At 41.0% G+C, this 13,419-nt stretch carries 14 protein-coding genes and 1 tRNA gene; 8 read left to right on the forward strand and 7 right to left on the reverse strand.

Annotation, left to right across the window (positions count from 1 at the left end):
- Positions 1-1,024: 1,024 nt before the first annotated feature.
- Positions 1,025-1,097, reverse strand: a tRNA-Lys gene (locus tag G6N79_RS12730).
- A gap of 465 nt (positions 1,098-1,562) precedes the next feature.
- Here G6N79_RS12730 and G6N79_RS12735 point away from each other — a divergent pair.
- The 3 genes from G6N79_RS12735 to G6N79_RS12745 are packed head-to-tail and all read left to right on the forward strand — an operon-like array spanning position 1,563 to position 3,220.
- Positions 1,563-1,883, forward strand: coding sequence for a magnetosome magnetite crystal formation protein family (locus G6N79_RS12735; protein ID WP_103905373.1), 321 nt, complete (start codon positions 1,563-1,565; stop codon positions 1,881-1,883).
- 34 nt (positions 1,884-1,917) lie between these two features.
- Positions 1,918-2,871: a YiiG family protein gene (locus G6N79_RS12740; RefSeq protein WP_103905372.1), complete on the forward strand. Its 954-nt coding sequence runs from the start codon at positions 1,918-1,920 to the stop codon at positions 2,869-2,871.
- 10 nt (positions 2,872-2,881) lie between these two features.
- Positions 2,882-3,220, forward strand: coding sequence for a hypothetical protein (locus G6N79_RS12745; protein WP_103905371.1), 339 nt, complete (start codon positions 2,882-2,884; stop codon positions 3,218-3,220).
- Positions 3,221-3,437: 217 nt separating this feature from the next.
- Here the strand turns inward: G6N79_RS12745 and G6N79_RS12750 are convergent, their stop codons facing one another.
- Both G6N79_RS12750 and G6N79_RS12755 read right to left on the reverse strand, forming a co-directional pair.
- Positions 3,438-4,052: an alpha/beta hydrolase gene (locus tag G6N79_RS12750; RefSeq protein WP_103905370.1), complete on the reverse strand. Its 615-nt coding sequence runs from the start codon at positions 4,050-4,052 to the stop codon at positions 3,438-3,440.
- A 72-nt stretch (positions 4,053-4,124) separates the two neighbouring features.
- On the reverse strand, positions 4,125-5,060 hold the full coding sequence (locus G6N79_RS12755) for a ring-cleaving dioxygenase (protein WP_103905369.1): 936 nt from the start codon (positions 5,058-5,060) through the stop codon (positions 4,125-4,127).
- 310 nt (positions 5,061-5,370) lie between these two features.
- On the opposite strand from G6N79_RS12755, the gene G6N79_RS12760 reads away from it, so the two are divergent.
- Positions 5,371-7,221 carry a glycoside hydrolase family 2 protein gene (locus G6N79_RS12760; RefSeq protein WP_103905368.1) on the forward strand — a complete coding sequence of 617 codons (1,851 nt, stop codon included), beginning with the start codon at positions 5,371-5,373 and terminating at the stop codon, positions 7,219-7,221.
- 64 nt (positions 7,222-7,285) lie between these two features.
- Here G6N79_RS12760 and G6N79_RS12765 read toward each other — a convergent pair whose 3' ends face one another.
- Complete coding sequence (locus tag G6N79_RS12765) at positions 7,286-8,353, reverse strand: baeRF3 domain-containing protein (protein ID WP_103905367.1); 1,068 nt, start codon at positions 8,351-8,353, stop codon at positions 7,286-7,288.
- A 127-nt stretch (positions 8,354-8,480) separates the two neighbouring features.
- Positions 8,481-9,074: a TetR/AcrR family transcriptional regulator gene (locus tag G6N79_RS12770; RefSeq protein ID WP_103905366.1), complete on the reverse strand. Its 594-nt coding sequence runs from the start codon at positions 9,072-9,074 to the stop codon at positions 8,481-8,483.
- Positions 9,075-9,141: 67 nt separating this feature from the next.
- Here G6N79_RS12770 and G6N79_RS12775 point away from each other — a divergent pair, with 67 nt between their 5' ends.
- Both G6N79_RS12775 and G6N79_RS12780 read left to right on the forward strand, forming a co-directional pair.
- Positions 9,142-9,327 (forward strand): hypothetical protein, encoded by a 186-nt coding sequence (locus G6N79_RS12775; protein ID WP_146060576.1) that lies wholly within the window; start codon positions 9,142-9,144, stop codon positions 9,325-9,327.
- Positions 9,328-9,335: 8 nt separating this feature from the next.
- Positions 9,336-9,716 (forward strand): hypothetical protein, encoded by a 381-nt coding sequence (locus G6N79_RS12780; protein WP_146060575.1) that lies wholly within the window; start codon positions 9,336-9,338, stop codon positions 9,714-9,716.
- Here G6N79_RS12780 and G6N79_RS12785 read toward each other — a convergent pair.
- Together G6N79_RS12785 and G6N79_RS12790 are read right to left on the reverse strand one after the other, a co-directional pair.
- Positions 9,709-10,491 (reverse strand): hypothetical protein, encoded by a 783-nt coding sequence (locus G6N79_RS12785; protein ID WP_103905364.1) that lies wholly within the window; start codon positions 10,489-10,491, stop codon positions 9,709-9,711. The genes G6N79_RS12780 and G6N79_RS12785 overlap by 8 nt on opposite strands.
- Before the next feature lie 36 nt (positions 10,492-10,527).
- Positions 10,528-12,027 (reverse strand): TPM domain-containing protein, encoded by a 1,500-nt coding sequence (locus G6N79_RS12790; RefSeq protein ID WP_103905363.1) that lies wholly within the window; start codon positions 12,025-12,027, stop codon positions 10,528-10,530.
- Between the two features lie 219 nt (positions 12,028-12,246).
- On the opposite strand from G6N79_RS12790, the gene G6N79_RS12795 reads away from it, so the two are divergent.
- Together G6N79_RS12795 and G6N79_RS12800 are read left to right on the forward strand one after the other, a co-directional pair.
- Positions 12,247-12,807: a DUF4230 domain-containing protein gene (locus tag G6N79_RS12795; RefSeq protein ID WP_103905392.1), complete on the forward strand. Its 561-nt coding sequence runs from the start codon at positions 12,247-12,249 to the stop codon at positions 12,805-12,807.
- An 11-nt stretch (positions 12,808-12,818) separates the two neighbouring features.
- Positions 12,819-13,418 carry a class I SAM-dependent DNA methyltransferase gene (locus G6N79_RS12800; protein WP_103905362.1) on the forward strand — a complete coding sequence of 200 codons (600 nt, stop codon included), beginning with the start codon at positions 12,819-12,821 and terminating at the stop codon, positions 13,416-13,418.
- The last annotated feature ends 1 nt before the right edge of the window (position 13,419 follow it).

Here is a 13,419-nt window from a genome sequence, read left to right on the forward strand (position 1 = left end):
ATGTGCATAAAACAAATATTTAAAATTTGAATTATAATGATTAAAAAGTTCAGGTTTTTCATTGTTCAGTTCAATCTAGTCTTCTACAATTTTAGACAACCAAGAGGGAATTCTTTTTTCGTTCAAGGCTTCTGAAATCTTTTTAATAGTCGGAAGAGTAAATGATGAATTTTCATCATGTTAAATTGCTGCAATTCGTATTAGTTAATCAATTAACGAATCGTAATATCTTCCCTTAAGTAGTTGGAGGAAATTTGATTCATGGATTAGAGCAATAAGAAGATCAGTATTCCTTGGTTTATGATAAATACTATTTTTTTTTCATATCTCGTTGACATTTAAATTTATCAGTTGTTTTCATGAAATAAAAATATTACATTACAAGTAGGATTTCGACAACCATTTATATTTCAAATGAAGATTGAGAAATAAGATAAAATTCAAGGAGTTTATAAATCAGCAATCCTTTGAAAATCATTCGAAAAAAGAATTTGTAATATAGTATTAAGGATATGAGTGCAAAGTGATGTTCGCCTATGACAAACATTGTCCAAATATAAGTATCGTTTAATTTTTAATGTGATAAATCTTCCATGACTCCGTGCCATCTCATGAAAATATTTCCAAAAAAATTATAAGTTTTGATGTAAAGAGCAGTAAGTTTTTCATTTAACCTTTTGAATATGAACAAGCGATTGTATGGTTAAAATTTATTACCCCCCAAAATTTCGGTATGATGCCTTTTGTGATCCCGCTGGGATTGGCTCAGCCCCGCGATTCCCGCACGCTATCCATGAGCCTTCTCCGAATCGAACCCTTCCCGACCCTTCTGTTCGACCCTATAGGGCACAAAAAAAAGCAACTCTTTTGGAGTTGCTTTTTTTTGTGATCCCGCTGGGATTGGCTCAGCTCCGCGATTCCCGCACGCTAACCATGAGCCTTCTCCGAATCGAACCCTTCCCGACCCTGCTGTTCGACCCTATAGGGCACAAAAAAAGCAACTCTTTTGGAGTTGCTTTTTTTGTGATCCCGCTGGGATTCGAACCCAGGACCCATACATTAAAAGTGTATTGCTCTACCAGCTGAGCTACGGAATCGTTGTTCTTGTTTTACCAGAACCCTTCGTTGTTTGAAGTGATGCAAAGGTAGGATTTTTACCCATATCTGCCAACTTTAATTTAACATTATTTTGAAATACAGTAAAACTACCTCATTATAAAAGAGATAATTTTATTAAAGCGCTAGGTGATCCACGCCCATCTTCTTCTCCTTCTCGCCGATTTCATATAGCAGGTGAAACCAGCTATTTCATCGAATGTACTTTTACATAGCGCTTCAACCCTACCTATAGCTCAAGAATTTCGACACGGTAAACAGGGAAGTTAAATAAATATACAAACCTATAAATCAATATTTTACAATCTTCTGTAGAGACATTGTATATACGTCATTTTTTTGATGTAGGTGGATTGTAGATTATATTTAATTGTGTTTTCCGGCGGTTATTAAAAACTTTGGATTAGCAAATATAAACGAATAATAAACCACATAATTTAAAAAACATGAACAACAAAACCTTAGCAATCGTAGCATACATTACCATTATTGGTTGGTTAATATCTTATTTCTCAGGAAAGGATACAGCGGATGATTTTCTAAAGTACCACCTCAGACAGGGACTTGCCGTATTCATATTTGGTTTTATACTGGGTATTGTCCTTAATATCTTGATCATGGTTACTGGCATTTACTTTATAGGCTATTTAGGATTGATCTCACTGATATTATTAATCTTGGGTGCGATCAATGCTTCCAATGGCGTGATGAAACCGCTACCAATCATTGGACAAATTGCAGAAAAGAGCTTCGCGTTCATTAAATAATGAAAATTCACATTCACTAATAAACTATATCACAATGAAAATTAACAAATTATACATTTCGAGCATGTTGATGCTCGCCTTAATGGCCAGTTGCAATAGCGGGGATAATAAGGCTGAAAAAAACGGCACTGAAACTAGTGGAGGAGGCTTGTTTGGTGGAGCCAACTCCAAGGATAAAGCCGTAGAGATTGTTGATTTTAACAACAAATTGGTGAAAGCCGACAATACGCACAGCAATTATATCCAACATTTTCTAAGCAACCTTGACCAAACGGATCGATACGTACAGAATGTATTGACAAATCCAGATGGTCTCAATATTTCTCCAATTACCGCTGTGGTACCTACCATTAACAACCTGGATGGTATTGTTTACCCGGATGGCTTCAGTTCCGAATTCAAGCCGTTGGTGGATTATATGGACGCAAGTTTCAAGGCATTAAAAGAAATTGACAAGGAAATCAAAGCATATACCAGTGCCGAGGATTATAAGGAGGACAAAGGTGCGAAAATGAAGGACTTCAGGACCCGTTCCGAGGCTGAAATCAAAAAGAACCGCGATGCCGTAACTTCAATTTACGACAAGCTCATTCCACAAGTTGAAAAAGCGGAGGAGGTTGTGCTTGCAGACCATCCTTTCAAAGACCAGATCATGCGTTCCAAAAAAATCATGAATGAAGTTCAGCGCATTACTGATGGTGCATTTTCCATCAATGATGTCAACGCTTTTAATGGAACCTTCAAGAAAGCTTATGCTGATATCGAAAAACTGTACAATGAAAATAAATCCGACAATTTACCTTCGGAAGGTAAGTCGAAAGAAAGCAGTTTTACGAGGTTCAACGATGAGGTAAATAGTTTCTTGGGTAAAATGCGCATCGTCCAACGCGAACTTGATGCATCCAAAACTCCGGATCTCTCTAATATCGAAACATTGGATCAAAGCGCGCAAAATGTTTTAAGCAGCTATAACTCATTTGTAAATTAAGGATAGACTTATGCAGAATCTTCAATTTAAACCCTTCGATAAAGACGAATTGACCGTAAAGTTAAAGGAAGCATTCCCAGAATATAAGGTGCAAACGACCTTTGGTACTCTTCAGGTCCGAAAATCTGGTTTTACCATTACGGGCAATGTCGCTTTGAAAACAACTCCTGAGGCAGGGATTATCCGGACACAATCGAATCTAGACATGGCATTGATTTTCTTACTTGTCAGTCTACCCATTGGTATCTATATCTATATGAAAGCGGAAAAGACGAAAGCCTTAGAAAACGAAGTGGTTGCAAAATTAAAGGAGATCCTGGAGCCCGTATCGTATCAGGCTACAGCATAAGCTCATGCGAAAGCAGAAGAACTAGACTAAAACTACCGATTGGCAGCTTGTGGCTATATTTAGCCATTGAGCTGCTCCTTCGGGAAAGCCTTTTCCTCTTGGGGATAGGCCCATAAACAAGACTTAGGTTTTTTGTGAATTATAGTCTATTAAGTGAAGAAGCCCCCAATGCAGCTGCAAAGGGGGCTTTCTTCATATTAAAGCTAGCGTTAGAATACTATTTGAAAATCTTTTCATTGACGATCTCAATCTCATCCTGTGTAATGGTATGTCCCATCTCTGGATAAATTTTCTCGATCACATCCGCTCCCATGCTGGAGAGCTGTTTGGTACTTTCCTGTACACGCTTAACGGGAACATGAAAGTCAGGATCACTCGTTCCGATAAATACGGGAGTTCCCGAGAAATCTCCCTGATAATGTTCCGGATAGATCTGATCACCGATCAACCCTCCAGTAAAGGCGATCAAGCCGCCATAGCGTGTCGCATTTCGCGTAGCGTATTCCAAGGTAAGACAAGCTCCCTGCGAAAAACCTAACAGATAAATATGGTCTTCAGCGATACCTTTATCCTTTGCTAGTTCAACTGCTTCAGCAATCAATGCTAACGCTTCATCCAATTTGGGTTGATTGGAAGCAATTTCCGCCATAAAGGAATGTGGGTACCATGTATTTTGGTTGGCCTCCGGTCCGATCAACATGAAATCATCAACCTGCAGATACTGGGATAGTCCCATAATATCCTGTGCGGAACCTCCTCTCCCATGGATCATTATCAATGCTTTCGATGGGTTCTCTAAGTTACCACCTTGGTATATTTTTGAATTTGACATAATTGTGTTCCTTCTGTGTTTAAAGGGGTGCAGTGCACTTGACTCAAGTACACCGTACCGCAAATAATTATTCTATTTTAAAACAGGCAATACCTTTTCGATTTCATCGCGATGGCCTTCATATTGTTTTGGCAACTTCAATGAAGTTCCCAATGCTGTTAAAGGCTCATCCACATCAAAACCAGGATTCTCAGTGGCAATTTCAAACAACACCCCTCCTGGTTCGCGGAAGTACAGCGAGTGGAAGTAATCCCGATCAATCTGTGGTGTAATTTGCAATCCCGCACTCATGATTTTCTCACGCAATGCCATCTGATCAGCATCATCCTTTACCCGGAAAGCAATGTGGTGATTCGTTCCAGCGGTGTTGACTGCACGTCCGGCATTCGAGTCGACAAGAATATCAATGATATTTGCTGTTCCGATATTCTGGTTTTGAAAACGATAGCGATTACCTTCCTGTGCAACCTGTTTGTAATCCAACAGCTCAGTCAACACATTTGCAGTTGGGTCCAAGTCCCGTAAAGTCAGGGTCGTATTGTGAAATCCTTTGGTCGCTTGTTCTCCAGCAACTTCAGGAGTTGTCCAACCTGATCGATTATCTTCATTTTTCGGAACCACGAGCGAAAGATTCAAACCATCAGGATCTAAAAACGGATAATAGATCTCACCGAATCGTTCTACGGCCTCACCGGTCAGGACATTGTGCTGTCCAAATCGTTCTTTCCAGAATTCCTCACTGCCAGCTGGTACTGCATAAGCGATCTCGGTGGCCATGCCTACGCCTGTCCTACCCTTGCCGATACCTTCCCATGGAAAGAAAGTCAGGATGGTACCTGCATTGCCCTTTTCATCACCGTAGTAAAAGTGGTATGTTCCGGGGTCATCAAAATTCACTGTTTTTTTAACCAACCGTAACCCAAATACTTTGGTATAAAAATCATAATTGCGCTGCGCTAAATTCGCTATCGCGGTGATATGGTGTAATCCTAATACATTGTTGTTCATTTTTATCAATTCCTTTCTTTTAGTACATCTAAGTAAGCCATTTGTTTAATTGCTTATACAAATGTGGCTAATTTTGATACCCCACGCATTGATGTATGTTAAGAAGTTATGGCATACAAGAACACCCACGATTAAATGAGGCTGTCGTGAATATTTTGCGCCAATTAATGATGGTCTACAAATTTATATTTAAACCAATCAACGGTTATTGTAACTAATATTATTACAAACCGTTCCTAAAATGTTTTTTATATTTAAGGATGCGTCCTAAAATCGCATATCAACCTAAGCAAATACAAAACATAACCCTATGATTAAAAAAAACATTGCCCTTGCCTGCTTATTTGCAGCATCCTTTTCTTCGCTACATGCGCAGCAATGGGCTCCCGTAAAGGACAAAATCCTAACGACATGGGCTGAAAATGTGAGCCCCCAAAATGTTCACCAAGAGTATCCACGTCCACAGCTGGAACGGAAGAATAATTGGCAGAATTTGAATGGCCTATGGAAATACCAAGTGACCAAGAAAGATCAAGAGCAATTGCCAACAGCATGGCAAGGTGATATATTGGTTCCCTTTGCCATTGAGTCTGCATTGTCTGGCGTTGGCAAGCGCATCACGAAGGACGATGCACTTTGGTATCATAGAACACTTGCATTGGAGAAAAAAGTTCAGAAAGGCAAAGTACTGTTGCATTTTGGTGCTGTCGATTGGGAATGTGATGTCTATGTCAATGGGAAACATGTTGGTGAACATCAAGGTGGATTCGATCCATTCACGTTCGATATTACGGAAGCATTGCAAAAAGGGAATAAACAGGAAATTACCATACGCGTATGGGACCCCACATCCGATGGTCCACAACCTCGCGGAAAACAGATAAACAATCCTCATGGTATCTGGTACACGCCGGTTTCCGGGATTTGGCAGACGGTCTGGTTGGAATCCGTACCTGAAACTTACATCCAAGCGAGTAAGCACACGCCGGATGTTGACCGATCTTCGCTACAGGTTAGTGCGGAGGTAAAAGGTGCGAGAGCTAATGATCGCGTTATTTTTGAGGCGTATGATCAGGGAAATAAAATTAGTGAAATTACCACAGCACCGGGCGAAGCAGCAGCATTGCCTTTGCAAGCACCTACCCTTTGGTCGCCAGACAATCCCAAACTCTACGACCTCAAGGTAAAAATATCCAGGAATGGAAAGGTTATCGATGAAGCGGACAGTTATTTCGCCATGCGGAAGATATCGGTAAAAAAAGATGAGAAAGGTATTCAACGCATGTTCCTGAACGACAAGTTTGTTTTTCATTATGGGCCTTTGGACCAGGGATGGTGGCCAGATGGTCTGCATACCGCTCCTTCGGATGAGGCCTTACGATTCGATATCGAGAAAACGAAAGAAATGGGCTTCAATATGATCCGGAAGCACATCAAGGTGGAACCAGCCCGTTGGTATAAGCATTGCGATAGTATTGGCGTAATGGTTTGGCAGGATATGCCTAGTGGAGATCTGGATGGCAATATCTGGGACATGAATCCGGGTAAGATCCGTTTTGGCAAACACGATAAGGATCGTACGCCGGAGTCGGAAGCCATTTACAGAAAGGAATGGAAGGCCATTATGGAAACGCTGCATAACTTTCCTTCCATCGTCATCTGGGTGCCATTCAATGAAGCTTGGGGGCAGTTCAAGTCTAAGGAGATCGTAGATTGGACCACGAAGCAGGATCCTTCACGTTTGGTGAATGGAGCGTCGGGAGGTAATTTCACGGCACCGGGGCATATCTTCGATATCCACAATTACCCAGATGCTGCTATGCCAAGTCCGGAATTATTTGGCAACAATTATGTTCTGGCGCTCGGTGAATTCGGCGGACTGGGACTCCCTGTTGAAGGTCACACCTGGCAACAAAAAGACAATTGGGGCTATCAATCCTTTAAAAACAAGGAGGAACTCACCAAAAGATATGAGGGATTGATCAGTGACCTAAACAACCTTATTTCGTTGGGCTTATCCGCAGGTGTGTATACCCAGACAACAGATGTGGAGATAGAAACCAATGGATTAATGACCTATGACCGCAAGGTCATAAAAATCCCAGCAGAAAAACTCAGGGAAATCCATCAAAAACTGTACAGCCATCAAATTGGCAACTAAATAAAAAAGCACGATCCAATGATCGTGCTTTTCCATTTACTATGTGCTGTAAGTGGATCTGGTATTAATACCGTACCTTCAGTACGATTTTACCTAAATCCTCCAATTCTTCTTGTGCAGTGAAATACGACCTTCCTCCCTTGGAAATGACATTCCAGGCAATCGTTGAAACGATATCATCGACAACACCTGCTTCCTTGGCATCATCTGCCAGGTCAAAGGTACGGTCTGAAGTCATTTTAACAGGCTGTTCAAAATCCTGAAGGGTAATGAGCAACTCCCCACGACCATCTATAGCGGCTTGATAGATATCTTGCAGATCCGTCAACACCTGACCGGAAGATACAGCTTGCTTCAATTCACCGATGGCAGCAGTACGTTCTTCCTTCTGCAGGTTTTCAATGGATTCGTAAGCGTCTTTGGCCATCTTGTCTGCCTCCGATTGGTCGTAATTCTTTGTTTGGTGTGCCACGTACATTTTAGGTACATCCGCAACCTCCATCAGCATGGCATAATTGGGTTCCGTCGCTATAACCACCACGTCCAATTTATTTTCGTTATGAACGGCAACCGCTGCTTTATCGATCTGATTGAAATATTCCTTTAATCGATTTTCAATCTTGTTCGCATCGGATCCGGAGACTTCCAGTGGATTTGCATCAAAAGGAAAATCATCATTTACTATTTCCTTGGAAATGGTATCATTCAGGGCTTCATATAAATGTGCACCACCCTGAGCTACCGTTAGGATCATGTAATCCTTGGTCCTATTCATTGCTTTAATCAAGGGACGAAGAGCAAAGGAATCATCTATGGAAACCGACTCATTCTCCACTTCCCATGGTGAACTTACCAGTTCTTCGGTATCCTTGGAAATAAATATATGTAAGCTTTTGGATAATTGATGATCAGCAACAGTATCAGGCAAATTAGCCAATTTCTCAAGTACCTCGGCAGCATCGCGTTTCCCAAACTCCTCAACAATTCGATTCTCTGCCTCCTTGATCAAGTTCTTGAGCGTAATTGCATTTTTCTCGCGATCTGGATTGGTCACATACGTATTGAATGAAATGCTGATACTTGGGGATTCGTGTTTCTCTGTCAGTCTGTCAATAATCTCTTGTAATGCCATAATATCAATTTTTAAAATGTTTCTAATCAAAGGGATTGCTTTATCCCTTTACTATAAAACAACGAAATTTTACGATAGTTTTCCCTGATGGAAACTACTTCTAAAATTGATATCGGCCACTTTCTCATTAACCTTTAGCGCCTGTTGCTATATAAGGTTGCAAAAGGCGTAAAAAGATGGCCTGATAGTGATCAACTGCCGATTGGCCAGTTAATTGATTCACCAATTCATTAAAAGAAATCCAAAAATCAGCAAGAATAAAAATCTGATTGACAAGGATTTCCAGCTCTTCAGAAGAAAGTGAGGCAGCGATTGTCCCATCCTCTTGAAGTTGTACGATCATCCGGCGGAACTGAATTTGCCTTTTCTGGATATTTTCGCGATAGCTTTCCGCAATTTGCGGGATCCATTTACCGAGTTCGACAAAATTGATGAATACAAATTTATATCGCTGCTGAATCGCAAAACTTTTGGCGAGGCTGTCCTCAAGAATCTTCAAAGTCCACGGACCTGGATGCTCGACCTTCATCATTTCGTCAAATTCCTGAATGAGTTGTTGAAAGATCTGTAGAATAATATCCTCAGTATGCTTGAAATGGTAGTGTAGATTTCCAGCACTCATACCCATCCGGTCAGCGATATGCCGTGTCGTTGTGTTCCTTATTCCCATCTCATTGAATACGGCAATGGATGTCTCTATGATCTGCTGTTTCTTATTCACGACCCTAATTTAGAACATTTGTTCTAAATATGAAAATATTAGCTATCTTTGGACAAATCGCATCAAAATGGCAAAACAAGGTAAAAATTGGTTCGAACGACAGTTATTCGAAATTAAGGATACCCTATTTCCCGAGCACCCGGATGATAGCCCGGGGCAACGCAGGAAAAAGAAAATCAGTTGGGCCATGTTTTTAATCTTTATGTCATGTGGAATGATCGCCATGTTAATCGCCGTTTCCTTCGCGCATTAAATCTCTTCTTGAATAATCCATTTATTTGGTTCTATGCCCTATCCTGGATCATCATTCGATACACAAGAAACCAAGGTACCATCATCCCTTATCTAAACAATTGGTTGACTGATTTTGTCTTTGTTCCATTGATCGCCCATGTTGCCTATGTAGTGGGTTATTTCCTGATTCAACTGCCTGCTGATTACAAAATCCCACTCGGACAGTTATTGGTAATGGCAGGATTAACAACAGTGATCTTTGAAGTCCTTTGCCCCATCTATACCACTTATAATACCGCAGACCCCATTGATGCATTGTGTTATTTCCTCGGTGCCATTTGGTATTATGCAATCCATCAGCCCTATATGCTTTTTCGAAATCAAAAACTATCCTTGGACTCTATTTGATCACTACCTTAAAATAGCCAAGGCGATTATCGGGGGTAGCTGAAAAAAAGGTATTCCGGAAATAGAATTCGTGCTCACTTACCCAATAAATACCGATCATGTGACAGAAATCGAAACCATAGTCTGTTACACTATCGGGGAAAGTACTGTAAAAAACATAGGAATCGCCATTATTCTTCTGGAGCAAATAGCTAGAGCATTCCTGACCTGGAAACCACCCTGTCAATTGGAACGTCCCTTTGGGAGAGCGAACGATATATAGTGGGTTGCCTGCTAATTCAGCCCCCACTGTTCCCGTTTTTAAGTTAATGGTATAATCTGAAGTATGCCCGCCTTCCATAACGAGAACTTCTTCCGTAGGGTAATAGGAAATAAAACCGATTTCCGTGAATGCGGGTTGCCTATGGTAGCTCATGGTGTCTCCTGTGTTGAATCTGACCAGGGCAATTTGCTGTCCTCGTTCGTCAAAAATCATGGAATCTGCATCATAATCATACGTTCCAAATGTTACCCGATCGCGGAGTAGTTTTTTGACGGTCTGGAAGTCCGAAATATAGCGTAGGGTATCCTCTTTAGCTTTGATCAGGTTCGCACGTAAAAGATATTGTGGGGAGTCAATTTTGAAAATCTTCATGGTGTCATTTTCGAACACCAAGGAATCAAAACCCATAGCGACGGAATCCTTTACGGGTACAGGAAGACGTTCCTGAACTTTTTCTCTTTGTTGACAACCCAGCACCAACAGGACTAAACCTAATACAGCGATTCTTAACATGCCTGAATATAAATAAAAATCATGTTTTTCAAAAGGTTACCACCGACCGCCGGCACCACCTCCACCAGAAGATCCTCCACCAAAGCTTCCTCCACCCGAAGAAGAGCTGCTTCCGCCGCCTCCACTAGACGAGCTGCTGGAACTCCGAGTTTTCTTTGGAATAACAAACTCTTCCTTAAATTGGTAATAAGAGCAGTTTTGGCATTTATCCCCCTTTTCCCCTACACCTGTCGACTTGTAAGTTGCTCGCTTCAAGGTCTTCGTGACATCGATCTCTAATGTTGTATATCCGCAAGATGGGCAGACCGTATAATCCTTATTTAGATCCCACGGGATATACTTGAATTTACCGGTACGGGTATCTTTCCAAACCTCGTATTTCAATGCACCTATTTTCTCCTCCTTGACCTGACCAGGACTGAGGTACGTTGCTGTTTCTTTTTTATTAGTGGTTCGGACCATCCGTTCCCAATTGCCGGAATCATCGGGTGGAACAAAGCGATTTTTATTTTTACGGAGATAATTAGACAAGCTGAAAAATTCATAAATGGCTATGGGAGCAAGCAGCAACAGGATTCCATTGCGTTTCATGAACTCCTTCCGTGCAGCCATTCGTTCTTGTTCATCGGTATAACTTTTAAAAATTGAAGCGCTATTAGTCGTGATCTTCATCGCAATGATGACCGATCCCAATACCATTAAGAAATATGGGAGATGCTTAACCTGATAGACTTGATGAATATTATTGAAGACGAAAGCAAAAATGAAAACGGTAATGAACATCAAGAGCACCATACATCCCATCCCATAAAAAACAGGGGCAATAGGATTTGTACTTCGCTTCCTTTTTATCAAGGACTTACTGGAAAAATGAATATACAGGTAAATGAGCAAAAAAAAACCGATGACCAGCAAACTGTTCTTCAAAATGGGATTTTCAAAACTAAAGAATGGAATGGCTTCAGGCATTTGCCGTTTGAGCTCTTCATGTGCATCTGGGGATTTTAAGATATGCTGTATAAATTTACTGGCCTCTAAAACCCCGCGGTCATAATCGTTGTTTCTAAAATTCTCAACAAGGTATTTTTCGCCAATTCTTTTGAGATAAGCATCCGGAAAGATAGCTTCCATTCCATATCCCGAAATGAACCTGTATTCTCTTCGATCCACCGCTATGAAAAGCAACAACCCATTGTTACTTTCTTTTTTACCGATTCCCCATTCCCGGAAAAGGTCAAAGGCAAATTGAAAATCGTCGTCGCCGGTGTAATCGCGAACAATAGCTATCGCAAATTCCGCTTGCGTGTGGGCTTCAATATCTGTGGATATGGCATTCAATTCCTCAACCGTTCCAGAACTCAGGATATGATCTGGATCCGTTACATAAAAGTTTTGGCCCGCAACCTTGGGACTGGGCAGATTGTCCACGGTGTAATAGGTCTGTGCATAGACCTCGGGAAAAGAACAAAAAAATCCAATGACTAGGAATATTACCCCTAGCGGATTTTTAAGTTTCGAATGTAAACTTCTAATCATCAGTTAGCAAGACTTTTAAATAAAAGTAGGTAATTTTAGGAGGATTTTTTTTGCGAAAACACCGAGATATATAAAATGTAGATGGTACAAAATGTCAGGTAGATAAGATTTACTTAACCATATTGTAAATAATCGGTTACTAATGTACTCATTATGTTAGCATTACAATAAGTTGACAGAATATAGTAAAGATGGTCTATAATTTGAGAAATGCTGGTTATGACAAAATTACTTAAAGTATTGGTTGTACTTGTTTTATTGATCGGTATAGCCGTATTTGTATGGGATAGATTCAAACCCGCCCCTACCAAAGAAACCAACCACCAGGTCCTGGTTGAAAAAATTGAGGCAATGGGGAAATTGGAATTGGTGAAGTATAGATATAGTGATGTGGTTGAACATAAGAACATGACGGCCTACCTGCCGGATGCGAGTGTCCTATTGATCATCAAAGCGGATGCTGTGGGCTGTATTGATTTGGGAAAACTAAAAGCTGAAGATGTCAACGTGATGGACGATTCCGTTCAGATCACACTCCCACGTGCAGAGATCTGCTATGTAAAGATCGATCATAAGAGCTCTAAGGTCTACGATACGAAAATGGCCTTCTTCCGGGAGGCAACTTTAGTTGATGAAGCTTTCAAAGCTGCAGAAACGGAGATCACCAACCAGGTTAAAAAATCAGACATACTCAAGCAGACAGAAAACAACGCACTTCACGTATTGCGTCCATTGATTGAAGGTCTGGGTTATAAAAAGATCAACCTGACATTCAAATAATAGCATTGAACATGGAAAGAAGGAATGTATTCAAGGTATATGATCGCATCGCAGAATGGTTCGATCAACATCGTGGCCAACAGCTGGTGGAAAAGAAATATTTGGATTACCTCATCTCGACATTACCCGACACGGCCAGCATATTGGATGTTGGCTGTGGTACCGGGGAACCGATTTTCCGCTATTTTGCGGAAAGAAACTACCCTATCTTTGGCCTAGATGCTTCTGCAGCCATGTTGGCAATAGCACGCAAGAACTTTCCAGAACATGAATTCCTGCATATGGACATGCGCGAACTTCAACTGGATCGTCAGTTTGATGCCATCATTGCTTGGCATAGCTTTTTCCATCTTCCATTGGAGGATCAGGAAAATATGTTTAGCCGGTTTCGCGAACACCTTACTCCAAATGGCATCCTGCTATTTACTTCTGGACATGAACGCGGCGAAGCGTGGGGTGAAAATGGAGGCGAACAATTGTTCCATGCGTCTTTTTCTACACAAGAATATCAAGAGTTATTACAGCATAATGGTTTTACCATCCTAACTCATGAAATGGAAGATCAATCCTGTGGAGGTGCAACCGTTTGGATAGTCCAACGCAAAGTCTAAC

The sequence above is a fragment of the Sphingobacterium lactis genome (assembly GCF_011046555.1).
In the GTDB taxonomy this organism is placed as follows: Bacteria; Bacteroidota; Bacteroidia; order Sphingobacteriales; family Sphingobacteriaceae; genus Sphingobacterium; species Sphingobacterium lactis.

What these genes read in the sequence shown, in the direction of transcription:
- G6N79_RS12735 (WP_103905373.1), top strand. Translation starts at nt 1,563, where the DNA reads ATGAACAACAAAACCTTAGCAATCGTAGCATACATTACCATTATTGGT.
- G6N79_RS12740 (WP_103905372.1), top strand. Translation starts at nt 1,918, where the DNA reads ATGAAAATTAACAAATTATACATTTCGAGCATGTTGATGCTCGCCTTA.
- G6N79_RS12745 (WP_103905371.1), top strand. Translation starts at nt 2,882, where the DNA reads ATGCAGAATCTTCAATTTAAACCCTTCGATAAAGACGAATTGACCGTA.
- G6N79_RS12750 (WP_103905370.1), bottom strand. Translation starts at nt 4,052, where the DNA reads ATGTCAAATTCAAAAATATACCAAGGTGGTAACTTAGAGAACCCATCG.
- G6N79_RS12755 (WP_103905369.1), bottom strand. Translation starts at nt 5,060, where the DNA reads ATGAACAACAATGTATTAGGATTACACCATATCACCGCGATAGCGAAT.
- G6N79_RS12760 (WP_103905368.1), top strand. Translation starts at nt 5,371, where the DNA reads ATGATTAAAAAAAACATTGCCCTTGCCTGCTTATTTGCAGCATCCTTT.
- G6N79_RS12765 (WP_103905367.1), bottom strand. Translation starts at nt 8,353, where the DNA reads ATGGCATTACAAGAGATTATTGACAGACTGACAGAGAAACACGAATCC.
- G6N79_RS12775 (WP_146060576.1), top strand. Translation starts at nt 9,142, where the DNA reads ATGGCAAAACAAGGTAAAAATTGGTTCGAACGACAGTTATTCGAAATT.
- G6N79_RS12785 (WP_103905364.1), bottom strand. Translation starts at nt 10,491, where the DNA reads ATGTTAAGAATCGCTGTATTAGGTTTAGTCCTGTTGGTGCTGGGTTGT.
- G6N79_RS12790 (WP_103905363.1), bottom strand. Translation starts at nt 12,027, where the DNA reads ATGATTAGAAGTTTACATTCGAAACTTAAAAATCCGCTAGGGGTAATA.
- G6N79_RS12795 (WP_103905392.1), top strand. Translation starts at nt 12,247, where the DNA reads ATGACAAAATTACTTAAAGTATTGGTTGTACTTGTTTTATTGATCGGT.
- G6N79_RS12800 (WP_103905362.1), top strand. Translation starts at nt 12,819, where the DNA reads ATGGAAAGAAGGAATGTATTCAAGGTATATGATCGCATCGCAGAATGG.